At 66.0% G+C, this 25,372-nt stretch carries 20 protein-coding genes and 1 tRNA gene; 16 read left to right on the top strand and 5 right to left on the bottom strand.

The genetic code is table 11. The features are described 5' to 3' along the window. Window positions 1-526 precede the first annotated feature (526 nt). The 3 genes from RLN94_RS07275 to RLN94_RS07265 form a co-directional block, all read right to left on the bottom strand. Complete coding sequence (locus tag RLN94_RS07275) at window positions 527-781, bottom strand: hypothetical protein (RefSeq protein WP_350123381.1); 255 nt, start codon at window positions 779-781, stop codon at window positions 527-529. Next, complete coding sequence (locus tag RLN94_RS07270) at window positions 778-1,116, bottom strand: hypothetical protein (RefSeq protein WP_350123384.1); 339 nt, start codon at window positions 1,114-1,116, stop codon at window positions 778-780. Before RLN94_RS07270 ends, RLN94_RS07275 begins: the two co-directional genes overlap by 4 nt. Window positions 1,117-1,374: 258 nt before the next feature. Beyond that, window positions 1,375-1,451: transfer RNA gene (locus RLN94_RS07265), tRNA-Arg, on the bottom strand. A 126-nt stretch (window positions 1,452-1,577) separates the two neighbouring features. Here RLN94_RS07265 and RLN94_RS07260 point away from each other — a divergent pair. The 8 genes from RLN94_RS07260 (at window position 1,578) to pnp (ending at window position 12,013) form a co-directional block, all read left to right on the top strand. After that, window positions 1,578-3,857 carry a methyl-accepting chemotaxis protein gene (locus tag RLN94_RS07260; protein ID WP_350158648.1) on the top strand — a complete coding sequence of 760 codons (2,280 nt, stop codon included), beginning with the start codon at window positions 1,578-1,580 and terminating at the stop codon, window positions 3,855-3,857. Between the two features lie 93 nt (window positions 3,858-3,950). Further along, window positions 3,951-4,976 carry a LacI family DNA-binding transcriptional regulator gene (locus RLN94_RS07255; RefSeq protein ID WP_350123390.1) on the top strand — a complete coding sequence of 342 codons (1,026 nt, stop codon included), beginning with the start codon at window positions 3,951-3,953 and terminating at the stop codon, window positions 4,974-4,976. A gap of 195 nt (window positions 4,977-5,171) precedes the next feature. Further along, window positions 5,172-6,128: an NAD(P)-dependent oxidoreductase gene (locus RLN94_RS07250; protein WP_350123394.1), complete on the top strand. Its 957-nt coding sequence runs from the start codon at window positions 5,172-5,174 to the stop codon at window positions 6,126-6,128. A gap of 85 nt (window positions 6,129-6,213) precedes the next feature. Then, a complete protein-coding gene (locus RLN94_RS07245; protein ID WP_350123397.1) occupies window positions 6,214-7,269 on the top strand; it encodes a calcium-binding protein in 1,056 nt (351 codons plus the stop codon). 156 nt (window positions 7,270-7,425) lie between these two features. After that, on the top strand, window positions 7,426-7,695 hold the full coding sequence (gene rpsO / locus RLN94_RS07240; RefSeq protein ID WP_350123400.1) for a 30S ribosomal protein S15: 270 nt from the start codon (window positions 7,426-7,428) through the stop codon (window positions 7,693-7,695). A gap of 138 nt (window positions 7,696-7,833) precedes the next feature. Next, entirely contained in the window at window positions 7,834-8,151 is a 318-nt protein-coding gene (locus RLN94_RS07235) for an HPF/RaiA family ribosome-associated protein (RefSeq protein WP_350123403.1), read from the top strand. A gap of 296 nt (window positions 8,152-8,447) precedes the next feature. Continuing rightward, window positions 8,448-9,530, top strand: coding sequence for a Hint domain-containing protein (locus tag RLN94_RS07230; RefSeq protein WP_350123406.1), 1,083 nt, complete (start codon window positions 8,448-8,450; stop codon window positions 9,528-9,530). Window positions 9,531-9,877: 347 nt separating this feature from the next. Beyond that, window positions 9,878-12,013, top strand: coding sequence for a polyribonucleotide nucleotidyltransferase (gene pnp, locus RLN94_RS07225; protein WP_350123409.1), 2,136 nt, complete (start codon window positions 9,878-9,880; stop codon window positions 12,011-12,013). Between the two features lie 99 nt (window positions 12,014-12,112). Here pnp and RLN94_RS07220 read toward each other — a convergent pair whose 3' ends face one another. Next, window positions 12,113-13,702: a GMC family oxidoreductase gene (locus RLN94_RS07220; protein ID WP_350123412.1), complete on the bottom strand. Its 1,590-nt coding sequence runs from the start codon at window positions 13,700-13,702 to the stop codon at window positions 12,113-12,115. Window positions 13,703-13,744: 42 nt separating this feature from the next. Then, window positions 13,745-14,203, bottom strand: coding sequence for an Lrp/AsnC family transcriptional regulator (locus RLN94_RS07215; RefSeq protein ID WP_350123415.1), 459 nt, complete (start codon window positions 14,201-14,203; stop codon window positions 13,745-13,747). Window positions 14,204-14,337: 134 nt separating this feature from the next. On the opposite strand from RLN94_RS07215, the gene ald reads away from it, so the two are divergent. The 8 genes from ald to hutU all read left to right on the top strand — a co-directional run bounded on the left by ald (window position 14,338) and on the right by hutU (window position 25,354). Next, on the top strand, window positions 14,338-15,456 hold the full coding sequence (gene ald / locus RLN94_RS07210) for an alanine dehydrogenase (protein WP_350123418.1): 1,119 nt from the start codon (window positions 14,338-14,340) through the stop codon (window positions 15,454-15,456). A 234-nt stretch (window positions 15,457-15,690) separates the two neighbouring features. Next, window positions 15,691-16,737 carry an ABC transporter permease gene (locus RLN94_RS07205; protein WP_350123421.1) on the top strand — a complete coding sequence of 349 codons (1,047 nt, stop codon included), beginning with the start codon at window positions 15,691-15,693 and terminating at the stop codon, window positions 16,735-16,737. A gap of 15 nt (window positions 16,738-16,752) precedes the next feature. Further along, window positions 16,753-17,946 (top strand): ABC transporter permease, encoded by a 1,194-nt coding sequence (locus tag RLN94_RS07200; RefSeq protein WP_350123425.1) that lies wholly within the window; start codon window positions 16,753-16,755, stop codon window positions 17,944-17,946. Between the two features lie 27 nt (window positions 17,947-17,973). Beyond that, window positions 17,974-20,067, top strand: coding sequence for a dipeptide ABC transporter ATP-binding protein (locus RLN94_RS07195; protein WP_350168737.1), 2,094 nt, complete (start codon window positions 17,974-17,976; stop codon window positions 20,065-20,067). Between the two features lie 103 nt (window positions 20,068-20,170). Then, entirely contained in the window at window positions 20,171-21,361 is a 1,191-nt protein-coding gene (gene hutI, locus RLN94_RS07190; protein ID WP_350123432.1) for an imidazolonepropionase, read from the top strand. Beyond that, window positions 21,358-22,893 (top strand): histidine ammonia-lyase, encoded by a 1,536-nt coding sequence (gene hutH, locus RLN94_RS07185; RefSeq protein ID WP_350123436.1) that lies wholly within the window; start codon window positions 21,358-21,360, stop codon window positions 22,891-22,893. The genes hutI and hutH overlap by 4 nt, the downstream gene beginning before the upstream one ends. Next, window positions 22,893-23,687, top strand: coding sequence for an N-formylglutamate deformylase (gene hutG, locus RLN94_RS07180; protein ID WP_350123542.1), 795 nt, complete (start codon window positions 22,893-22,895; stop codon window positions 23,685-23,687). The genes hutH and hutG overlap by 1 nt, the downstream gene beginning before the upstream one ends. Then, window positions 23,684-25,354: a urocanate hydratase gene (gene hutU / locus RLN94_RS07175; RefSeq protein ID WP_350123439.1), complete on the top strand. Its 1,671-nt coding sequence runs from the start codon at window positions 23,684-23,686 to the stop codon at window positions 25,352-25,354. Before hutG ends, hutU begins: the two co-directional genes overlap by 4 nt. The last annotated feature ends 18 nt before the right edge of the window (window positions 25,355-25,372 follow it).

Here is a 25,372-nt window from a genome sequence, read left to right as displayed (position 1 = left end):
GCCGATAGATCGGGCAGTCATCGAGCCGGGCCAAGCGACGTGCCTTATCCGTGCTCACGCCAAGCGCCTGAGCGATGTTGTTCAAGCCCCAGATCTTCTCGGGGCTGGTGAGTGTGTCGAACCGCGCCGGGTCCAGTTGAGCTTGATTACTGTTCATGGTCCTGCCTTTCGATTGGACATACTACCGCCACCCGCTCCTTCCCCCCGATACACGGGGGAAGGCCCTACACTCCCTGCTCCGTATCCACGCGATGCCCGATATCGGGGGCCAGCCGCTTCCCCGCAGGGTTTTCTCCTGCCCCGCCCTTTGCAGCTCTGCGCCGGTGCGGTCCCCGGTTTGCCCGGTGGGTTACGTTGTCGCGCTTCTGCGTCGGTCCAGTAGGAGCCGATCCGACGCGGGCCGGGTGAGTTCCCCGGAGCATCTCCCTCTTTGGCACGGGAAGAGGGCAAACCGTGGCAGGTCTCTTTGCTCATCGCTGATGCGTTGAGTGACTGAGGAGAAAGACCTGCATAAACCCTTTGCAGATCAGTCCTCGATCACTTGCAGTTCGCCCTCCTCTTTGACGCCACGCGAAAACAGGTCACTGACCATCGTCCGCATGATGTTCAGCTGCTTCGGAGACGGCGCCCAACGGCGCCGATTGGCCTGGCGGATGATGGAGCGTCCGAAGTTCGCCGCCCATGTATTTTCGGTCCAACTCACCGCGGCAGGCATATGGTACAACAGGCGCTCGATTTCCTCTTCGCTCGGGCGGGTAAAGGCGTGGCGTTGGATGGTCATGCACAAGCCCTCCTCTGCACGAATTCGAGGAAAGCGGCTTGCCGCGCCGGTGCCATCCGGTTGAAGGCAGCCAGGCAATACGCTTCCCGCTCTTCGGGTTCGGCCCAAGCAGCCCAGGAATTCGCCTGATCCATGAAGCTAAAGAGCGGGGCTTGAGGTTGACCGGCTCCAGCGTAGAGCGCTGCCTCTGCTGTCATAACGGCGTCGTCGCGATCCATGGACTTGAGCGACATGAAGGCCAGCGCAGCGCGCTCCTGGGCCGTCAAGCGAGCCTTGAAGACCGGAACCAGTCCCCACCAGGCAACCTGTGTCCCGAGCGTAAGAACATAGCTCAACGCCCTTGCAACGCGGGTGCGTTCCGGGGTATCTTGTACGTGGTAGGAGCCACACTCATGAGCCCCGTTCGACGTTGCTGCGTCGGCGGGGCTTTCCTTTTCCGAAACTGGAACATTCTGTGAATCTGCGGAAAGCCCTTGTACGGGATTTGTACGGCCGTTCACGCATCGTTCGCAGGAATCAACTGCAGAATCCTGCTTTCTAGGTGCGGTAGGGCTAACCGCCTCTCTGCAAGGTTCTGAAATATCTGTATTATTTGGCGACCCCGGCAGGATTCGAACCTGCAACCTGCCCCTTAGGAGGGGGCTGCTCTATCCTGTTGAGCCACGGGGCCGCGCAGGGCTGCAATAGCGGCTGACGCCGCGCTTGTCAGCCTCAAATTCCCTCTCGTGGCGGTTCAGCACTGCTTAACCCCTTGGCCCTATCCTGCCGCCCGGACCGAATGTTCCGAGAGATGGCGATGCATGACAGGCAGGCGATGGAAAAACGGCACGGGGCAAGCCTTCGGGTCAGGGTGCCGGCGCTGGTGGCGGGCGCGGCGGTCATCATGCTCTGCATCGTGGCCTTCCTGTCGTTCCAGTCGGCCCGCACCATCCTGCGCGACGGGATCGAGGCGCGCTTCGCCGCGCTGCTACAGGCGCGCGCCGACGGGCTGGCCGACTGGTTCGCCGCGCAGCAACGTGCGCTCCTCGTCCGGACCGGCAGCAGCACGATACAGGATGCCCTGTTCGAGTTCGACGCCATCTGGCTCAAGGACAAGGAAGGCACCCGCACCGCCCTGACCGCCGATTACGTCACCGACAACCCCCACAAGGCAGGCGAGCGGCACCAGCTCGCCGCCGGTGCCGGGCACAAGCTCTATGCCCGCGCACACAGTCACTATCATCCCCAGCTTCTCGCCATGGTCGAGGAGGCGGGGCTTGCCGATCTCTACCTCGTCAACCTTGACGGTGACGTGATCTATTCCGCGGCCAAGGCGGCGGATTTCGCCGGCAATCTGCAGGATGGCGCATTGGCCGCAACCGGGCTGGGCCGGGCGTGGCAGGCCGCCGCGGCGGCCGGCGCCGGGGCGGTGGTGTTCGAAGATTTCACACCCTACGGCCCGTCGGGGGCCAGCGCCGGCTTCTTCGCCACACCGGTCATCGGCATGGGCACCACGATCGGGTTCGCCGTGCTGCAGGTCCGGCCCGAGGCGCTGTCCGGGGTGCTGGCCAAGGGCCTGCGCCCGGGCGAGGGCGCGCGCGCCCGCCTGGTGGGGCAGGACGGTACCGTGCGGGCCGGGTCCGGCCCGGCTGCACACGCCGCCCCGATCGGCGACAGCCCGGCGTTCCGCCGGGCCGTGGCGGGCGAAACCGTCGGCCTTGTCCGGACCGAGGACGGCACCACCCCGCACCTGATCTCGATGCGGCCCTTCTCCGCGATGGGGGGTGAGTGGGTTCTCGCGGCCGATATCCCGCTTGCCGCCGCGATGGCGCCGGTGGCGCGGTTGCGTGACATGCTGCTCGGTGTCGTGGCCGTCTGCGTGGCGGTGGCCGCGGGGCTTGCCGTGGTGTTCAGCCGCCTGCTGACCCGGCCGATCCTCCTGTTGCAGGATCGGGTCTCGGCCATGCGCCGGGGCGATTTCGACAGCCCGGTTCCCTCCCGCAACCGCCGGGACGAGATCGGATGGCTCGCCGGCGATCTCGACGACCTGCGCAGTCAGCTCGCCCGCGCCGCCGAGCAGGAGCGGCAGGCCGCCGCGCAGCAACAGGCCGCCCGGCAGCAGGAACAGGCCGCGCAGCAGGAGGCCCGCGACCAGCAGCGCGTCGTCGACCTGCTCAGCCAGGCGATCTCCCGGCTGGAAACCGGCGACCTGACCGCCCGGGTCGAGGCCGACGTGCCGCCGAAATACGAGATCCTGCGCGCCGGGCTCAATGCCGCCATCGCCCGGCTCTGCGATACGGTCATTTCCATCTCCGGCATCGCCGGGGCCATCGACAGCGGGGCGCGGGACATCGAGACCTCGCTCGACGGGGTGCGCGGCCAGGCCGAGACACAGGCGACCGACCTCGCCGAAACCGCCGCCGCCCTCAAGCAGCTGACCCAGTCGGTCTCCGAGGCCGCCGACGGCACGCTCGCCGCCGAACAGGGCATGCAGGCCACGATCGAAGAGGTCCGCCGGAACGAGGCCACGGTGACCGAGGCCCGCGGCACGATGGAGGAAATCTCCGCCTCCGCCGACCGGATCCTCTCGGTCACCACGCTGATCGATTCGGTGGCCTACCAGACCAACCTGCTGGCGCTGAACGCCAGCGTCGAGGCCGCACGCGCCGGCGAGGCCGGCAAGGGGTTCGGCGTCGTCGCCGCCGAGGTGCGCGACCTCGCCGAACGCACCGCACAGGCCGCCAGCGACATCAAGCAGCAGCTCGACGGCAACGCCCGGATGATCGGCGCGGGCACCGGCGCGGTGACCCGGCTGGCGGAATGCTTCACCTCGATGATCACCCGGCTGCACGGCGCCAGCACCTCGATCGCCGCGATCTCCGCCGCGGCCCAGGAACAGTCGGACAGCATCCAGCAGATCGACAGCGCAATCTCCCGGCTCGACACCCGCACCCGCCAGAACGCGGCCCGCATGGGCGAGGTGCACGAGGCCGGCGTCACCATGGCGGGGGAGGCCGCCCGCCTGCGCGACCTCTCCGGCGGTTTCCGCACCGGCGAGGAGGGGGCAGGACCCGGCACCATCTCCGGCGCGGCCTAGCTCACGGCCCGCGCCCCGGCCGTGCGAAGTTATTGCGTGGGACCGAGCGTTCGCGGTAACATTCGGAAAACAACACATTGAGGATCCGAGCCCGTGAGCGCCAATGACAACCGTCCCCTGACCCTGCGCGACGTGTCCGAGGCGTCGGGCGTGTCGGAAATGACCGTCAGTCGGGTGCTGCGCAACCGCGGCGACGTCTCCGACGCCACCCGGCAACGGGTTCTGGAAGCCGCCAAGGAGCTGGGATACGTCCCCAACAAGATCGCCGGCGCGCTGGCCTCGCAGCGGGTCAACCTCGTCGCCGTGATCATCCCGTCGCTGTCGAACATGGTCTTCCCCGAGGTGATGACCGGCATCAGCGAGGCGCTCGAGGAAACCGGGCTTCAGCCCGTGGTCGGCGTCACCGGCTACTCCCCCGAGAAAGAGGAGAAGGTGCTCTACGAAATGCTCTCCTGGCGCCCCTCCGGCGTGATCATCGCAGGGCTCGAGCATTCCGACGCCTCCCGCGCCATGCTGCGCGCCTCGGGCATCCCGGTGGTCGAGATCATGGATGTCGACGGCACCCCGGTCGATTCAGTGGTCGGCATCTCGCACCGCCGCGCCGGCCAGCAGATGGCGCAGGCGATCCTCAAGGACGGCTATGAACACATCGCCTTCCTCGGCACCAAGATGGCGCAGGACCACCGCGCCCGGAAGCGGTTCGAGGGCTTCACCGAGGCGCTCGCCAAGGCGGGGGTCGAGATCGAGGATCGCGAGTTCTACTCCGGCGGCTCGGCGCTGGTGAAGGGGCGCGAGATGACGAAAGAGGTGCTCGACCGCTCTCCCGACCTCGATTTCATCTACTATTCCAACGACCTGATCGGCGCGGGCGGGCTGCTCTACCTGCTCGAACAGGGGGTGAAGATCCCGGCCGATTTCGGCTTGGCCGGCTTCAACGGGCTGAACCTCCTGAAAGGCCTGCCGCGGGAACTCGCCTCGATGGATGCCTGTCGCAACGAGATCGGCTTCAAGGCCGCCGCGATCATCGCCCGCCGCGTGGAAGAGGGCGACGCCGGCCGGCCCGAGCGCGTGGTGCTGGAACCCAAGATCAGCTACGGCGACACCCTCCGCCGACGGTAACCGGAATTCGCGCGAATTCCGGCCCTGGAAAATGCGCATTTTCCGGGGAATTTTCTGCACCTCCCGTGCCGCGCTGCGCCGGAAAATTCCAATTTTCCGGCCCGTTTTCTTCGAAGAAAACGCACCCACCGCACAAACCGATTTACAAAGCCAGATCCCCTGTCGAAATGGGCGGCAACACAGGGAGAATCTTCAATGAAAACCGGCTTCATCGGTCTCGGCAATGTCGGCGGCAAGCTCAGCGGCTCGCTTCTGCGCAACGGCATCGACCTCACCGTCCATGACCTCAACCCCGCCATGGTCGACAGCTTCGTGACCCGAGGCGCGAAACCCGGCGGCAGCCCCGCCGAAATGATGCGCGCCTGCGACGCCGTCATCACTTGCCTGCCCTCTCCCGCCGCTTCCGCCGCCGTGGTCGAGGAGATGCTGCCCGAGATCACCCCCGGCAAGATCTGGATGGAGATGTCCACCACCGACGAAGCCGAGGTCAAGCGCCTCGGCCAGCAGGTCATCGACCGCGGCGGCGCGGCGGTCGACTGCCCCGTCTCCGGCGGCTGCCACCGGGCCGACACCGGCAACATCTCGATCTTCGCCGGCTGCGACCGCGCCACCTTCGACCGCATCCTGCCGCTCCTGAAAACCATGGGCCGCCGCATCCTGCACACCGGCGACCTGGGCTCGGCCTCTGTCCTCAAGGTCATCACCAACTACCTCGCCACCGCCAACCTCCTCACCTGCTGCGAGGCGCTAGTCACCGCCAAGGCCGCCGGCATGGACCTCTCCACCGCCTACGAGGCCATCGCCATCAGCTCCGGCACCTCCTTCGTCCACGAAACCGAAAGCCAGGTGATCCTCAACGGCAGCCGCGACATCTCCTTCACCATGGACCTCGTCGCCAAGGATATCGGCCTCTTCCAGGCGGTCGCCGACCGCGCCGGCGTGCCGCTGGAAATGAACCCGCTGATGATCAGGATCTTCGAGGACGGCATCTCCCGCTTCGGCCCGCGAGAGCTGTCGCCGAACATCATCAAGCGGCTGGAAGAGGCCACCGGCCTCGACATCACCGCCCCCGGCTTCCCGCCGGAAATGACCGATGACGAGCCCGAGGAACAGGGCTACGAGGTCATCCCCCGCGGCCGCCCCGCCCCCTGACCCGTTAACCATTTGCCCCTGTTTTCTTTGACCCGGGCGCCCCTTTCCGGGCATATCACCACGGGGGTTTGTGGGATGATATGTGATGTTTCTGTTTGCGGGTATGCTTGGCATGCTGGCCGTGGGGGCGGCTGCGTTCGTCGGGCTGGATAGTGGAATCGACGAAGTGGAGCCTGTGGCGGATGACACGCCAGAGGCCGAGGAAACACAGGAAAGCGGCGAGACGATCGACCTCGCGACCTTCCTGAACGGCGGCATGCCGGAGGCGCCGGTTGAGGAGGCAGGCTGCGACGCCGGTGACGATGCCAGCGAGGATGCCACGGAGGATACCGGCGAGGATACCACCGGCGACGACTGGACAATCTCCACCGGCGGCGAGGCGGGCGACACCGTCACCGGCACCGACGGCAGCGATTTCCTGCTCGGCTACGCGGGCGACGACCTCGTCACCGGCCAGGACGGCGCCGACCAGATCGAAGGCGGCGATGGTGAAGACACGCTGCACGGCGACGCCGGCGACGACACGCTTCATGGCGAGGCGGGCGACGACCTGCTCCTCGGCGGGCTGGGCGATGACGATCTCTACGGCCATGACGGCGCCGACACGCTGGGTGGCGGGGACGGCGACGACAGCCTCACCGGCGGCACCGGCAACGACTCCCTCGACGGTGGCGAAGGCGACGACGCGCTCCACGGCTACCACGGCGACGACACGCTCGACGGCGGGGCAGGGGAAGACACCCTCTTCGGCGGCTGGGGTGACGACACCGTCAATGGCCTCGGCCCCGACGGCGCCGATGACGGCGAGACCGATTACCTCAACGGCGGCGACGGCGACGACCGGATCACCGCCGGCGCCACCGACATCGTCACCGGCGGCGACGGGGCCGACACGATCTTCCTTGGCGGCCAGTCCGGCGTCGACGGCGCGGCCGAGATCATGGATTTCACCCCCGGCGAGGACAGCCTGCTGATCGAGTACGACCCCGACAGCGGCGAGCCCCAGCTCGAGGTCACGCAGGACACCGCCGACACCGGCCTCTTCCGCGTCACCCTCGACGGCACCGAGGTCGCCCTCGTCCACAGCCCCACGGGGCTCGGGCCGGCCGACATCGCCCTCGTACCGCCGGGCACGGTGTAACCGGCACCGCGCCCCACAGGGAATTCGGGCTTTTCTTTTGCCCGGACTCCCGCTATACGCGCCCATCTGCCGGGCTTCCCGGCATATCTCCAAAGGACCTTGCTGGACGACATCCCGGCTCGCGCCCTCAACCCCTGACTTCGAAAGGAGACCCCGATGTCGATCACGGTTGAAGAAAAGCACAAGATTCTCAAGGACTTCGCGACCAAGGAAGGCGACACCGGCTCGCCCGAGGTGCAGGTGGCCATCCTGACCTCGCGCATCGCGACCCTGACCGAGCACTTCAAGACTCACACCAAGGACAACCACGGCCGCCGCGGCCTGCTGAAACTGGTGGCCCAGCGCCGCAAGCTGCTGGACTACCTCAAGGGCAAGGACGAGGCCCGCTACCTCGACCTGATCAAGCGCCTCGGCATCCGCCGCTAAGCCCGGCCGTCCACGGTTCGACCTTCAAACGCCCGTCTCGCAAGAGGCGGGCGTTTTGCTGCCGGCCCCCCTGCGCCAATCTTGCAGGCCCACGCCTCGCTCCATACATCCTTATCAGTCAAAGCGAGGACCAATCCCATGCAAATTCAGGTGAACACCGATAACTTCATCCATGGCGACGACCGGCTGACAGAAGTGGCCGAAAACGCCGTCCATACCGATCTCGGCCACATGGAAGATCGCCTCACACGGGTCGAGGTTCACCTCAAGGATCAGAACGCCGACAAGCACGGCCCCGATCACATCCGCTGCACGATCGAGGCCCGCCCCCGCGGCATGGGCCCGATGGCCGCCCATCACGACGGCCCCGACATCCCGGCAGCCCTTAAGGGCGCGGCCAAGAAGCTGCGGTCGCGGCTGTCCAGCGAGTTCGAAAAGCTCGATCCGCACCGGTAAGCTTGCCGCCAGAGATCACGCGGCCCGGGCGGTCAGGTGCCGCCCGGACCCCGCGAGCCCGGCTATATCTCCGGCCCAGCACGTCCCGACACGCCGGGCACAATACCGCCGGGCCGGGATTAAAACTTTTTGCAAAACCATCTCGATTTGTCTGAAAAAAGCCGGATTCGGCGGCTACAGCGGGTATCAAAGCACGCGACCTGCCAGCCAAGCGGGCCGCGGAAAGTCAAAATACCCAATAAGTAACAATCGGATAAACGTATAGACCGCGCGCAGCGCGGCAAAGGAGCAGCAAGGTGGCGGGCGAACGGTTTCTGTTGTCAGGCGACCAGATCGCGACCTACGGGTCGTGGAATGCCAGCTATCCCGGCGGGCTGACGACGATCAAGCTTCACCAGTTGAAGCCGCTCGGCGATGCCGACGACCGCTATTTCCTTGTCCGCACCCAGGGCGACGGCGATGTCGTCACCAACGGCCAGTTCTTCGCCGTCTACGAGGCGGTCGATGACGGCAACGGCAATCTCGTCCCCGGCCCGACGCCGATCATTTCGCCCACCTTCGCCACGCCGGATGCCTACAACAACACCGGCGCGGGGGATGACTACATCATCTTCGGCATGTTCGGCGGCTCGAAATTCGCGGTCGATCTCGGCGGGTTCGAACCGGGAAACACCGCGTCCTTCAGGCAGGGCGAAGACGTGCTGCCCGGCGGCGATGGCGAGCTGAATATCGGCACGATCCAGCAGGCCAACCCCGATGCCTCGGCCATCTGCTTCGCCCGCGGCACGCTGATCCGCACGCCCTCGGGCGACGTGCCGGTCGAGACGCTGGCCGTGGGCGCGCTGGTCTGCGTGCCGGGCGGGCCGCCCCGGCCGATCCGCTGGATCGCCCGCCGCACCATCCCGCTGGGCCACGCCAACCGCCACCTTGCCCCGGTCCGCATCGCCCGCGACGCGTTCGGGCCCGGCCTGCCGTCCCGCGATCTCCTCGTCTCGCCCAACCACCGGCTCATGCACCGCAGCCCGTGGGCTCAGCTCTGGTTCGAGTCCGCCTCCGTCCTCTTGCCTGCCAAGTTCATGGTCAACGGCCGCACCGTCCGGCACGAGACCGCCGCGCGCCGGGTGGAATACTGGCACTTCCTCCTCGACAGCCACGAGGTCGTCTGGTCGAACGGCGTGCTCAGCGAAAGCCTGCACCCCGGCGACGTCGCCCTCACCGGCATGGCCGCCGCCACCCGCGCCGAACTGCTCGAGGTCTTCCCCGAACTGGCCGGCCACGGAACCCACCTCCCGCAGACCTGCCTGCCCTCCCTCCGCCGCTACGAGGCGGACCTTCTCCTCCGCTCCGGCGACCTCCAGCTCGCAGGCGGCGAGGGGTGATCGGGGCAGGTTAACGGTTCCTTTCCGAAAGCGGCGCTCCCGCGCAACGCCCGGCCCCTTAACCCGGCCCGTGCCGACCGCCGCACCGACGTTATACCGACAAAATACCGACGTTATACCGACGTGCCAAACCCCAGTGTTTGCTGGCATTAACCCCGATTCGCCTCACCTCCCCGTGATCTGAGCTTTCATTCCTCCTTAAACTCCTCTATAGCGCCGCCATCTGAGACGTGATGCCCTTGGCCCCGGGCGCATGAAGAAGAGATGGGGTCGGCGGCAATGGGGCCGCCATTGAAACGGAGGACTTGGGATACGCCCAAGAGCGCCTCCAACCAGGAAAACGACAGATGTTCAACGAAGTGAAGAAGATGATGCAGTGGGGCGAGGAAACGCTCACACTGGAAACGGGCAAGGTTGCCCGTCAGGCAGATGGCTCGGTCATCGCCACCCTTGGGGAAACCTCGGTCATGGCCAACGTGACCTTCGCCAAGCAACCGAAAGAAGGGCAGGATTTCTTCCCCCTGACCGTTCATTATCAAGAGAAATACTACGCCGCGGGCAAGGTGCCCGGCGGCTTCTTCAAGCGCGAGGCGCGGCCGACCGAGAAGGAAACGCTGACCGCGCGCCTGATCGACCGGCCGATCCGGCCGCTCTTTGTCCCGGGCTTCAAGAACGAAGTCCTGGTCATGTGCACCGTGCTGTCGCACGACCTCGTCAACGACCCCGACATGGTGGCGATGATCGCCGCCTCGGCCGCCCTGACGATCTCCGGCGCCCCCTTCATGGGCCCGATCGCCGGCTGCCGCGTGGGCTATGAGGACGGCGAATACATCCTCAACCCCGATGTCGAGGACATGCACGACCTGCGCAACAAGCCCGACCAGCGCCTCGACCTCGTCGTCGCCGGCACCAAGGACGCGGTGATGATGGTCGAATCGGAAGCCTACGAGCTGACCGAAGAGGAGATGCTCGGCGCCGTGACCTTCGCGCACGAGCAGATCCAGCCGGTGATCGACCTGATCATCGACCTGGCCGAGGACGCGGCGAAAGAGCCGTTTGACTTCCAACCGCCTGATTACACGGAGCTTTACGAGGCCGTGAAAGCCGCCGGTGAAGACCAGATGCGCTCGGCCTTCGCCATCACCGACAAGCAGGAACGCACCACCGCCGTGGCGGAGGCACGCGAGGCGATCAAGGCCAAGCTGACCGAAGAGCAGCTCGAAGACGCCAACCTCGGCTCGGCCATGAAGAAGCTCGAAGCCGGCGTTCTGCGCGGCGACGTGGTCAAATCCGGCAAGCGGATCGACGGCCGCGCCCTGAACGAGGTGCGCCCGATCGTTTCCGAAACCGGCATCCTGCCCCGCACCCACGGCTCGGCGCTCTTCACCCGCGGTGAGACGCAGGGCCTGGTCGTGACCACGCTGGGCACCGGCGATGACGAACAGATCATCGACGCGCTGCACGGGAACTTCCGCTCGAACTTCCTGCTGCACTACAACTTCCCGCCCTACTCGGTCGGTGAAGCCGGGCGCGTGGGCCCTCCGGGCCGTCGTGAGATCGGCCACGGCAAGCTGGCATGGCGCGCGCTTCAGGCGGTGCTGCCGGCGGCGACCGACTTCCCCTACACCATCCGCGTGGTCAGCGAGATCACCGAGTCCAACGGCTCGTCCTCGATGGCTTCCGTCTGCGGCGGTTCGCTGTCGATGATGGACGCGGGCGTGCCGCTCAAGGCCGCCGTGGCCGGTGTGGCCATGGGCCTCGTGATGGAAGAGGATGGCTCCTATGGGATCCTGACCGACATCCTTGGCGACGAGGATCACCTCGGCGACATGGACTTCAAGGTCGCGGGCACCGAGAACGGCATCACCTCCCTTCAGATGGACATCAAGGTCGCGGGCATCACCCCCGAGATCATGCAGAAGGCGCTGGCACAGGCCAAGGAAGGCCGGATGCATATCCTCGGCGAAATGTCCAAGGCCCTGTCGGAAGCCGGCGATTTCTCGATCCACGCCCCGCGGATCGAGACGATGCACATCCCCACCGACAAGATCCGCGAAGTGATCGGCTCGGGCGGCAAGGTCATCCGCGAGATCGTCGAGGTGTCCGGCGCCAAGGTCGACATCAACGACGAGGGCGTGATCAAGATCGCCTCGCCGAACGGTGAAGCCATCCAGAAAGCCTATGACATGATCCACTCGATCGTGGCCGAGCCGGAAGAAGGGCACATCTACAAGGGCACCGTCGTCAAGATCGTCGATTTCGGCGCCTTCGTGAACTTCTTCGGCAAGCGCGACGGGCTGGTCCATGTCAGCCAGATCGAGAACCGCCGCCTGAACCATCCCTCGGATGTGCTGAAGGAAGGCCAGGAAGTCTGGGTCAAGCTGCTGGGCTTCGACGATCGCGGCAAGGTGCGCCTGTCGATGAAGGTGGTCGACCAGGAGACCGGCGAAGAAGCCAAGAAAGAGGAAAAGGCAGAGGACTGATCCTCCTGTCCATTCCAGACAAACAGGGCCCCGGTGGAAACGCCGGGGCCTTTCTCATTCCCCCGCCCCGGGCCTGACCCGGGGCCTCTCGGCGGCGCTTCACCCCCGCGCCGCCTCCAAAATCATGTCCGCCGCCTTCTCGGCGATCATGATCGTCGGCGAATTGGTGTTCCCGCTGGTGATCGTCGGCATGACCGAGGCATCGACCACCCGCAGCCCCCTCACCCCGCGAAGGCGCAGCTCCGGGTCGAGCGGCGCCTCCTCGCCCGGCCCCATATGCACCGTGCCCACCGGGTGAAAGATCGTCGTGCCGATATCGCCCGCCGCCTTGGCCAGCTCCTCGTCGCTCTGCACCTCGATCCCCGGGCGGAATTCCTCGGGCGCGTAACGCGCCATCGGTTCCTGTTCCATGATCCGCCGGGTCAGCCGGATCGACGCGGCCGCCACCTGCCTGTCCCCCTCGGTCGACAGGTAGCGCGGCGCAATCACCGGCGCATCCCCGGCATCGGCCGAGGCAATGGTAACCGTGCCCCGCGACTCGGGCCGCAGGTTGCAGACGCTGGCGGTGATCGCCGGGAAATCATGCAGGTCGCCCCCGAACGCATCCAGCGACAGCGGCTGCACGTGATACTCCAGGTCGGGCGTCGCCAGATCCGGCCGCGACCGGGCAAACGCGCCAAGCTGGCTGGGCGCCATCGCCATCGGCCCGCTTCGCTTCAACGCATATTCCAGCGCGATCTTCGCCTTGCCCCACAGCGAGCCGACCATCGTGTTCAGCGTTTTTGCCCCGGTCAGCTTCCACGCACAGCGCAGTTGCAAATGGTCCTGCAAATTGCCGCCCACGGCCGGGATATCGCGTTTCACCTCGATCCCGTGCTCGCGCAGCAACTCCCCCGGCCCCAGCCCCGACAACTGCAACAATTGCGGGCTGCCGATCGCCCCGGCCGACAGGATCACCTCGGCCCTGGCCCGCGCAACCTGCCTTTCATTGTTCTGCAAATACTCAACGCCCACCGCGCGCCCATCCTCGACGATGACCTTTTGGGTATGCGCCCCGGTCTCGACCTTCAGCCCCTTGCCGGTGCCCGCCCGCAGGAAGGCCTTGGCGCTCGTGACCCGCCAGCCATTCCGCTGGTTCACCTTGAAGTAACCGACGCCTTCATTGTCGCCCCGGTTGAAATCATCCGTCGCCGGCAGGCCCGCCGCCACCGCCGCATCGCGCCAGTGGTCCAGCACGTCCCAGTGCAGGCGCATGTTCTCGACCCGCCATTCGCCGCCTGCGCCGTGATGCTCCGACGCGCCGTCGACGTAATCCTGCGACCGCTTGAAATAGGGCAGCACGTCATCCCAGCCCCAGCCCGGGTTGCCCATCTGCCGCCAGCCGTCATAATCAGCGGCCTGCCCGCGCATGTAGATCATCCCGTTGATCGCGCTGCACCCGCCCAGCACCTTGCCCCTTGGATAAAGCAGCGAGCGGCCATTCAGCCCCGGCTCCTCGGCCGTGCGAAAACACCAGTCGGTGCGCGGATTGCCGATGCAGTAGAGGTAGCCCACCGGGATATGGACCCAGTGGTAATTGTCGCGCCCCCCGGCCTCGAGCAGCAGAACGGTATGGCCCGCGCGGCTGAGGCGGTTGGCCAGAACGCAGCCGGCGCTCCCGGCGCCGACGATGATATAGTCGAATTCCATGGGGTGCAGATTGGTCAAACCGCGCCGCCTTGGCAAGCCGCGTCAGAGCGGCAGGGCGGTGGTGTTCGAGACGGTCCGAAGCGTGAAGCTCGACTGCATTTTCGCCACGCCCGGCAGGCGGGCCAGGTGCTGTCGATGGATGCGGGCGAAATCCTCGGTGCTGTCGGCCACGACCTTGAGGATGTAATCCGCCGCCCCCGCCGTGTGGTAGCATTCCAGCACGTCCGGAATGCGCCCCACCGCCTTCTCGAACGCTTCCAGCACGTCGTCGGCCTGCGTCGACAGCGTGATTTCGACAAAAATCGTCGCCGACATGCCCAGCTTGCGCGCGTCCAGCAGGGCGACATAACCCCGGATATACCCCTCCGCCTCCAGCCGCCCGACCCGCCGGTGACAGGCGCTGGCCGACAGGTTCACCTCCTCGGCGAGATCGGCGTTCGAGATGCGCCCCCGCCGCTGCAACGCGGAAAGCAGGCGACGGTCTGTTGCGTCGAGGGACATATGCGCAAGGCCTTTCGATTAACCTGCCATTTATTCGAAGAACCTTTACTCCGGCGTCAAGGGAGCGGCAAAGATTTCAAGCCAATTGCGCGCGATCTGCGACATTCTGGCAAGATCAGGAGGAGGATCAACCCATGAAAATCGGCTGCCCGGCAGAGATCAAGCCGCAGGAGTTCCGCGTCGGCATGACGCCCAACGCCGCGCAGGAGGCGGTGGCCCACGGTCACGAGGTGATCGTGCAGGCCGGCGCCGGCAAGGGGGCCGGCTTCGAGGACGCCGCCTATATCGCGGCGGGCGCCCGCATCCTCGACAGCGCCGAGGAAATCTTCGCCATCGCCGACATGATCGTGAAGGTGAAGGAGCCCCAGGCCGCCGAGCGCAAGATGCTGCGCGAAGGTCAGCTTTTGTTTACCTATCTTCACCTCGCCCCCGACCCGGCCCAGACCAGGGACCTGCTGGATAGCGGCTGCACCGCCATCGCCTACGAGACGGTGACCGATGACCGCGGCGGCCTGCCGCTGCTGGCGCCGATGTCCGAGGTGGCCGGCCGCCTCGCCCCGCAGGTCGGCGCCTGGACCCTGCAGAAGGCCAATGGCGGGCGCGGCGTGCTGATGGGCGGCGTGCCGGGCGTGGGCCCGGCCGATGTGCTTGTGATCGGCGGCGGTGTCGTCGGCACCCATGCCGCCCGCATCGCGGCAGGCATGGGCGCGGATGTCACCGTGCTCGACCGCTCGCTGCCCCGGCTGCGCTATCTCGACGATGCCTTTGCCGGTGTCTTCAAGACCGGCTATTCCTCCGCCGGCCTGCTGGAAGAGCACCTGACCCGCGCCGACATGGTGATCGGCGCCGTGCTCATCCCCGGCGCAGAGGCGCCCAAGCTCGTCCGCCGCGACCAGTTCCCCACCATGAAGCCCGGCGCGGCGCTGGTCGACGTCGCCATCGACCAGGGCGGCTGTTTCGAGACCTCGAAACCCACCACCCATGCCGACCCGATCTACGATGTCGACGGGATCATGCATTACTGCGTCGCCAACATGCCCGGCGCCGTGGCGCGCACCTCGACCATCGCGCTGGGCAATGCCACGATGCCCTTCATGCTGGCGCTGGCCGACAAGGGCTGGCAACAGGCCTGCGCCGACGACCCGCACCTGCTGAACGGGCTCAACGTCCATGCCGGGCAACTGACCTACTACGCCGTGGGCCGCGCGCTGGGCATCGACGTGATCTCGCCCCAGAAGATCGTCAAGGGCTGATCCAGCCGGGCGGGGTGCTGCCCCGCCCCTGACGCCCCGTCCCAATCGCCTGCTGCCTGCCGATGTCGCAATCCGACCGCGCCACGCCGGTGGATGTGCAGCAATCCCGTACAACCCTGTCAGAACTTCCCCACACATGCGGAACGGCTGGACCGAACGGGTTTTGTTGTTTAGCGTTTCTCGTGGACAGGGATCCTTCCTGAGCAAAAAACAAGAGCCAACAGGGGGCCATTGATGGGGAAGTTCATTCTGCGCCGGATCGGCGTGATGATCCTGACGGCGCTGTGCCTGACCTTCATCGTGTTTTTTCTCACCAACCTCTATCCCAACCTCGAGAAATTCGCCAAGACCCAGGGCAACTTCCGCATGTCGGACGAGGAGGTTGCGACTTTTCTCAACAATCGCGGGTACTTGCAGCCGACGGTCACCAAGTACGGCCAATGGCTGGGGGTGCTGCCCGGCTACGTGATCGAGGGCACCGACGGCAAGGTCCGCGCCCGCTGCGCCGCCCCCGGCCAACCGATCGAGGAGGCGCCCCGCTTCTGCGGCGTGCTGCAGGGCAACTGGGGCTTTTCCACCACCATCAAGGAGGACGTGGGCGGCATTATCCTCGAGAAGCTGGGGCTGACCGGCATCCTGATGTTCTGGGTGATGCTGTTGATGGTGCCCTCGGCGCTGATCCTCGGGGTGCTGGCCGGGATGCGCGAAGGCTCCCGCCTCGACCGGTCGCTTTCCACCTTCTCGATCAGTACCACGGCCACACCGGAATATGTGTCCGGCGTCCTCTTCATCGCCATCTTCGCCAGCTCCGCGGTGGGCCTCAAATGGTTCAAGGGCACCGCCACCAGCGCGATGGACAACGTCACCTTCGAGAACTTCTTCCTGCCGGTGCTGACCATCGCGGCCTACGGCATGGGCTACATCGCCCGCATGACCCGCGCCTCGATGGCCGAGGTGATGACCTCGCAATACATCCGCACCGCGCGGCTCAAGGGGGTGAGCTTTCCGAACATCGTCATGAAGCACGCGCTCCGCAACGCGCTGATCGCCCCCTTCACGGTGATCATGCTGCAGTTCCCCTGGCTTCTGAACGGGGTGGTGATCGTCGAGACGCTGTTCAACTACAAGGGCTTCGGCTGGACGCTGGTGCTGGCAGCCGGGAACAACGATATCGAGCTTCTGCTGGGGGTCTCGGTCATATCCGTCTTCGTGGTTCTGGTGACGCAGCTGATATCGGATATCGGCTATGTCTACTTGAACCCGCGGATCAGCGTGAGCTAGGGAAGGGCCGCAGAGATGAACAAGGACGCACTCAGCTGGGGCGCGATCATCGGCCAGATGGGCATCCAGTTCGCGCCGGTGCTGATCCTGCTGGTGATCAGCTTCGCGCTTTCGCTGACCTTCAAGCGCCGGCTGGGCCTTTACGGCAAGCTGTTCGACAGCACCGTCGGCATGATCGGCCTCGCGCTGGTCCTGTTCTGGGTCTTCACGGCGTTCTTCGCCGGGGTGTTCGACATGGTCGCCACCCACAACCCGCTCGACCAGTCGGCGATGATGAAGAAGGCATTGCCCGGCACACCCTATTCCAAGCTGATCGGCACGCCCGATCCAGATGCCGGCGCCTATTACCTGCTGGGCGGCGACAACCTCGGGCGTGACGTGTTCAGCCGGGTTATCGCCGGGTCGATCAAGGTGATCCTGATCGCCCCCTTCGCCACGGTCTTCGCCTTCATGGTCGGCATCACGCTGGGCCTGCCGGCGGGCTACTACGGCGGACGGTTCGACACGGTGCTGTCCTTCCTGTCGAACCTCGTGCTGGCCTTCCCGGTGATCCTGCTCTTCTACCTGCTGGTGACGCCCGAGATCGTGCAAACCGGCATCCCCGTCTACATGGCCGCGGTGCTGTTCATCTTCCCGCTCGTCTTCCTCGTGATCCTGTGGAACTCGCGCTATCACACCCAGCCGATGAAGCGGAACGTCTACCTCGCGATCACGCTGGTGATCGGGCTTTGGGTGTATCTTGGCATGGCGTGGGATGCCGACCCTCTGGGCCTGATCAGCGTGCCGCCCAACGTGTTGGTGGTGTTCGTGGCGGTGGTGTTCGTCAACTCTCCCACGGTGTTTCGGATCGTGCGGGGCCTCGTGCTGGATATCAAGACACGCGACTATGTCGCCGCCGCCCAGACACGGGGCGAGGGGCCGTGGTACATCATGCTCTGGGAGATCCTGCCGAACGCGCGCGGCCCGCTGCTCGTCGATTTCTGCCTGCGCATCGGCTACACAACGATCCTTCTGGGAACGCTGGGCTTCTTCGGCCTCGGGCTCGAATCCGAAAGCCCGGACTGGGGCAAGATGATCATCGACGGCCGCCGCCTGCTGTCGGCCAATATCCTGCATATCGCCATTCCGCCGGCGCTGGCCCTGCTGACGCTGGTGCTGGGGCTCAACTTCCTCGCGGATGGCCTGCGGGAAGAAAGCCTGAGGGATTAACCGCCCGCTTCGGGAAAGGACAACGAGATGTCGCAGACTCCAGACCATGACGGCCCGATCCTCGAAATCGACAGCCTGTCGATCTCGTTTTTCACCCGGCTGCGGGAGATCCCGGCGGTGATGGACTTCTCGGTCGAGGTGCAGCCGGGCGAGGCGGTGGGCCTCGTCGGCGAAAGCGGCTGCGGCAAGTCGACCGTGGCGCTGGGCGTCATGCAGGACCTCGGCGTCAACGGCCGCATCGTCGGCGGCTCGATCAGGTTCAAGGGCCGTGACCTCGGCGCCATGTCCCCCGACGAGCTGCGCCACATCCGCGGCAACGAGATCGCCATGATCTACCAGGAGCCGATGGCGAGCCTCAACCCGGCGATGAAGATCGGCAAGCAGCTGATGGAAGTGCCGATGATCCACGAGAAGGTATCGGAGAAGGAGGCCTATCAACGCGCCCTCGAAGTGGTCCGCGACGTGAAGCTGCCCGACCCCGAGCGCATTCTCAAATCCTTCCCCCACCAGCTTTCCGGCGGCCAGCAGCAGCGCATCGTCATCGCCATGGCGCTGATGGCCAACCCCAGCCTGCTGATCCTCGACGAGCCCACCACCGCGCTCGACGTGACGGTCGAGGCGGCGGTCGTTGAACTGGTCAAGGAGCTGGGCCGGAAATACGGCACCTCGAAGCTGTTCATCAGCCACAACCTCGGGCTGGTGCTGGAAACCTGCGACAGGATCTGCGTGATGTATTCCGGCGAGGCGGTCGAGACCGGCAGCATCAAGGACGTGTTCGACAAGATGCAGCACCCCTACACCCAGGCGCTCTTCCGGTCGATCCCGCTGCCCGGGGCCGACAAGAATGCCCGCCCGCTGGTCGCCATCCCCGGCAACTTCCCCCTGCCGCACGAACGGCCCCCGGGCTGCAATTTCGGCCCGCGCTGCGATTATTTCGAGGACGGCCGCTGCAACCAGGATATCGCCATCCCGATGGAACAGATCGAGGGCGACGACCGGCATTTCACCCGCTGCCTGCGCTATCAGGAAATCGACTGGCACGCCCCCATTGCCGCCGCGAAACAGACCGAGGCAACCGAGAAGGGCGATGTCATCCTCAAGATGGACAACCTCAAGAAATACTACGAGGTGGCGGCCAACGCGCTCTTCGGCTCCAGCGGGGCGACCAAGGTGGTCAAGGCCAACGAGACCCTCACCTTCGAGGCGCGGGAAAGCGAAACGCTCGCCATCGTGGGCGAATCGGGCTGTGGCAAGTCGACCTTCGCCAAGGTGCTGATGGGGCTGGAAACGGCCACCGACGGGCAGATCCTGCTCGATAACAAGAACATCGAACATATCCCGATCCAGAGCCGCGACACCAAGACCGTCGCCGATATCCAGATGGTCTTCCAGAACCCGTTCGACACGCTGAACCCCTCGATGACCGTCGGCCGCCAGATCATGCGCGCGCTGGAAATCTTCGGCCACGGCAAGTCGGACGACGACCGCCACAAGGAAATGATGCGCCTGCTCGACCTGGTGAAGCTGCCGCGCGAGTTCGCCGACCGGATGCCGCGCCAGTTGTCCGGCGGCCAGAAACAGCGCGTCGGCATCGCCCGCGCCTTCGCCGGCGGCGCCCGGATCGTGGTGGCGGACGAGCCCGTCTCGGCGCTCGACGTGTCGGTGCAGGCGGCGGTGACCGACCTGCTGATGGAAATCCAGCGCGAGAAAAAGACGACCCTGCTGTTCATCTCGCACGACCTGTCGATTGTGCGCTACCTGTCCGACAGGGTGATGGTCATGTATCTCGGCCACGTGGTCGAACTGGGCACCACCGAACAGGTCTTCTCGCCCCCCTACCACCCCTATACCGAGGCGCTGCTGTCGGCCGTGCCCATCGCCGACACCCATGTCCAGAAGAAGCACATCGTGCTCGAGGGCGACGTGCCCTCGGCCATGAACCCGCCGCCCGGCTGCCCGTTCCAGACGCGCTGCCGCTGGAAATCGCAGGTGCCCGGCAACCTGTGCGAAACCGAGGTGCCGCCGGTGCGCGTGCTGGCCGAGGGGCACCAGGTCAAGTGCCACCTGGCCGACGATATCCTTGCCCGGATGGAACCCGTCATCAAGATCGCCGCCGAATAGCCACCGGCGGCGATCGCCATGCTCCACGAAAATCTTTCCTTGACGATTATTATGTGCAGACATAATAAAGGGGTCATCGGCTCACATCAGGGGAAGACCGCGCATGCTGCTACGGAACGCGACCATTGCCACGATGACCGGCGAGGGGGCCTATGGCCTCATCGAGAACGGCGCGATTTCTCATGACGACGGGAAAATCCGCTGGGTTGGGCCCGAGGCCGACCTGCCCGCCGAACTTGGCGAAACGGGCGAGGATCTCGAAGGCCGCCTGGTCACCCCCGCCTTGATCGACTGTCACACCCATATCGTCTTCGGCGGCAACCGCGCCGGCGAATTCGAGATGCGCCTGAACGGGGCCAGCTACGAGGAAGTGGCGCGTGCCGGCAGCGGGATCGTCTCGACCGTCACCGCCACCCGAGACACGCCCGAGGACGCGTTGCTGACCGATGCCCTGACCCGCGCCGACGCGTTGATCGCCGAGGGTGTTTCGATCATCGAGATCAAGTCGGGCTACGGGCTCGACATCGACACCGAGATCAAGATGCTGCGCGTCGCCCGCCGGGTCGCCGCCTCGCGCGATGTGCGGGTGAAAACCTCCTTCCTCGGCGCCCATGCCGTGCCGGCCGAGTATAAGGGCCGCAAAGCCGACTACATCGCCGAAATCTGCCTGCCCGCTCTGGAACAGGCCGCCGCCGAGGGGCTGGTCGACGCCGTCGACGGCTTCTGCGAGGGCATCGCCTTCTCCGTCGAAGAGATCGAGCCGGTCTTCGCCAGGGCGAAGGAGCTCGGCCTGCCCGTCAAGCTGCACGCCGAACAGCTCAGCAATATCGGCGGCACGAGGCTGGCCGCGAAGTATGGCGCCCTGTCCGCCGATCACGTGGAATATGCCGACGAGGGCGACGCCAAGGCGCTGGCCGGATCGGGCAGCGTGGCCGTCCTTCTGCCCGGCGCGTTCTACACCCTGCACGAGAAACAGCTGCCGCCCGTCGATGCCTTCCGCAAGCATGGCGTGCCGATGGCACTGGCAACCGATTGCAACCCCGGCTCCTCCCCGCTGGCCTCGCTGCTGCTGACGATGAACATGGGCTGCACCCTGTTCCGCATGACGCCGGAGGAGGCGCTGGCCGGTGTCACCCGCCACGCCGCACAGGCGCTCGGCCTCGAGGACACCGGCGTGATCGCCCCCGGCAAACGCGCCGACCTTGCCGTCTGGAACGTGGCTCAACCGGCCGAGCTGGCCTACCGCATCGGGTTCAACCCGCTGAACCGGCGGATTTTCGGAGGTGAAGGATGAACGAGGTTCTGTTCCCCGGCGCGGTCAAACTGGCCGCGCTCGAGGTGATCTGGCGCGAGGGGCGGGCGGCAACCCTCGACCTCTCCGTGCAGCCCGCCGTCGAAGCGGCCGCCGACCTCGTGCGCCGCGCCGCCGAGGGGCAGGAGGCCGTCTACGGTGTGAACACCGGCTTCGGCAAGCTGGCCAGCGTCAAGATTCCCGCCGAGCAGACCGAGGCGCTGCAACGCAACCTGATCCTCAGCCATTGCTGCGGCGTGGGCGAGGCGCTGGACGAGGCCGCGACCCGGCTGATGATGGTGCTCAAGCTGATGTCGCTTGGGCGCGGGGCATCGGGCGTGAAGTGGCAGACCATCGAACTGATCGAGGGGATGCTCTCGAAAGGCGTCACCCCGGTCGTGCCCGATCAGGGCTCGGTCGGCGCCTCGGGCGACCTTGCGCCGCTGGCACATATGGCCGCCGTGATGCTCGGCGAGGGCGAGGCGACATTCGAAGGCCAGCGACTGTCCGGCGGCGAAGCCCTCGCCAAGGCCGGTCTCGACCCCATCGTGCTCGGCCCCAAGGAGGGCCTTGCGCTGATCAACGGCACGCAATTCTCCACCGCGCTCGCCCTGATCGGCCTCTGGCAGGCGTGGCGCAATGCCCAAGGCTGCATCGTCACCGCGTCGCTCTCGACCGATGCCATCATGGGCTCCACCGCCCCGCTGGTCGACGCCATCCACACCCTGCGCGGCCACAAGGGTCAGATCATGGCCGCCCGCGCCCAACGCGACCTGATGGAAGGCAGCGAGATCCGCGAAAGCCACCGCGAGGGCGACACCCGCGTGCAGGATCCGTACTGCATCCGCTGCCAGGCCCAGGTGAGCGGCGCCGCGATCGATCTGCTCCGCCGCGCGGGCGAGGTGCTGGAGATTGAGGCCAACGCCGTCACCGACAACCCGCTGGTGCTGGTGGACGAGGGGCGGATCGTTTCGGGCGGCAACTTCCATGCCGAGCCGGTGGGCTTCGCCGCCGACCAGATCGCCATGGCCATCGCCGAGCTGGGCGCCATCGCCCAGCGGCGCGTGGCGCTGATGGTCGACCCGAACCTGAGCTTCGACCTGCCGCCGTTCCTGACGCCCGAGCCGGGGCTGAACTCGGGCCTGATGATCGCCGAGGTGACGACCGCCGCGCTGATGAGCGAGAACAAGCACCTCGCCAACCCCTGCACGACCGACAGCACGCCGACCTCCGCCAACCAGGAGGATCACGTCAGCATGGCCGCCCACGCCGCCCGGCGGCTGGGGCGGATGAACGCCAACCTGAGCAACATCCTCGGGGTCGAGGCCATCTGTGCCGCGCAAGGCATCGACTTCCGCGCACCGCTCAAGACCAGCGACCCCCTCCAACGCGCCATGGCCCGCCTGCGAGAGGTCGTGCCCGCGCTGAAGGAAGACCGCTACCTCGCGCCCGACCTCAACGCCGCCGCGCAACTGATCCGCGACGGCGCGCTGGTCAGTGCGTCGGGGCTGACACTGGACATGGGAGAGGCATGATGGACGCTGTCGAGGTCATCCGCGGCGATAGCCCGGTCGTTCTGGGCATGCCCCATACCGGCACCTACGTGCCCGCCGACATCAAGCGCTGCCTGAACGAACGCGGTCGGGGGTTGTCGGATACCGATTGGCATATTCATGGCCTTTACGACGGGCTGCTACGCGGCGCCACAGTGGTGCGCGCCACCTTCCACCGCTACGTCATCGACGCCAACCGCGACCCGTCGGGCGCCTCCCTCTACCCGGGCCAGAACACCACGGGCCTCGTGCCGCTCACCGATTTCGACGGGCAGGACATCTGGGACACCCCGCCAACCGAGGCCGACATCGCGGCCCGCAAGCACGCCTTCCACGCGCCGTATCACGCAGCCTTGGAAGCGGAATTGCAGCGTGTGCAAGCGGCGCACGGCGTTGCGGTGCTCTACGATTGCCACTCCATACGCTCCCGTATCCCGTTCCTCTTCGAGGGCACCCTTCCCGATTTCAACATCGGCACCAACAACGGCACCACCTGTGATGCCAAAATCGCCGAGGCGGTGGCCGAGGTTTGCGAAACCGCCGATGGCTTCACCTCTGTCACCAACGGCCGTTTCAAGGGCGGCTGGACCACCCGCCACCACGGTCGCCCCGATACCGGCCGCCACGCCATCCAGATGGAACTGGCCCAATCCACCTACATGGAGGAAACGCCGCCATGGTCCTATCGCCCTGACCGGGCCGAGCGCATCCGTCCGCATCTGAAAACCATACTGACCCGTATTGACCAGCTTGCCCGCGAAGGAGAGCTTGCATGACCAACCCCCGCCACAACACCCGTGACATCTATCCCGACACCGGCACCGAGATCAGCGCCAAGAGCTGGATGACCGAGGCGCCGATGCGGATGCTGATGAACAACCTGCACCCCGATGTGGCCGAGAACCCGCATGAGCTGGTGGTCTATGGCGGCATCGGCCGCGCCGCCCGCACGTGGGAGGATTTCGACCGCATCGTCGGTACCCTCAAGGGGCTGGAAGAGGACGAAACCCTGCTGGTGCAGTCGGGCAAGCCGGTGGGCGTGTTCAAGACCCACGCGGACGCGCCGCGCGTGCTGATCGCCAACTCGAACCTCGTGCCGCACTGGGCCAACTGGGACCATTTCAGCGAGCTCGATAAAAAGGGCCTGATGATGTACGGCCAGATGACGGCCGGCTCGTGGATCTATATCGGCACGCAGGGCATCGTGCAGGGCACCTACGAAACCTTCGCCGAAGCCGGCCGCCAGCATTACGACGGTAACCTCAAGGGCCGCTGGATCCTGACCGGTGGCCTCGGCGGCATGGGCGGGGCGCAGCCGCTGGCGGCGGTCTTCGCCGGGGCCTGCTGTCTTGCCGTGGAATGCGACGAGACCCGCGCCGAGTTCCGCAAGCGCACCCGCTATGTCGACGAGATCACCCATTCGCTGGACGAGGCGCTTGAGATGATCGACCGCTGGACCAAGACGGGCGAGGCCAAGTCGGTCGCGCTGATCGGCAACGCGGCGGATGTCTTCCCCGAGCTGGTGAAACGCGGCGTGAAGCCCGACATCGTCACCGACCAGACCAGCGCGCACGATCCGGTTCATGGCTACCTGCCGCAAGGCTGGAGCGTGGGAGAATGGCGCGCCAAGCAGGAAAGCGACCCCAAGGCCGTTGAGAAGGCCGCCCGGGCGTCGATGAAGGTGCATGTTCAGGCGATGGTCGATTTCTGGAACGCAGGCGTTCCGACGCTCGACTACGGCAACAACATTCGGCAGGTGGCGCTGGAGGAAGGGCTGGAAAATGCCTTCGCCTTCCCCGGCTTCGTGCCCGCCTATATCCGCCCGCTCTTCTGCAAGGGGATCGGGCCGTTCCGCTGGTGTGCGCTGTCTGGCGATCCGGAGGATATCTACAAGACCGACGCCAAGATGAAGGAACTGTTCCCCGATCATGCCGACCTGCACCGCTGGCTCGACATGGCGCAGGAACGGATCGCCTTCCAGGGCCTGCCGGCGCGGATCTGCTGGATCGGGCTGGGCGAGCGGCACAAGGCCGGGCTTGCCTTCAACGAGATGGTGCGCAACGGCGAGCTGAAGGCGCCCGTGGTGATCGGCCGCGACCACCTCGACAGCGGCTCGGTCGCCTCGCCCAACCGGGAAACCGAGGCGATGAAGGACGGCTCCGACGCGGTCAGCGACTGGCCGCTTCTCAATGCACTCCTCAACACCGCGAGCGGCGCGACCTGGGTCAGCCTGCACCACGGCGGCGGCGTCGGCATGGGGTTCTCGCAGCATTCCGGCATGGTGATTTGCTGTGACGGCTCGGAAGATGCCGACCGCCGGCTCGAGCGGGTACTGTGGAACGATCCGGCCACGGGCGTGATGCGCCATGCCGATGCCGGCTATGACATCGCCATCGACTGCGCGCGCGAGCACGGGCTGAAACTGCCGGGCATCTTGAAGTGATCCTCGCCGCGGGGCAGG

It is taken from the genome of Roseovarius sp. (assembly GCF_040223625.1).
Classification (GTDB): Bacteria; Pseudomonadota; Alphaproteobacteria; order Rhodobacterales; family Rhodobacteraceae; genus Roseovarius.
The sequence above is the reverse complement of the archived record's forward strand: the minus strand, read 5'-3'. Positions and strand labels throughout refer to the sequence as shown.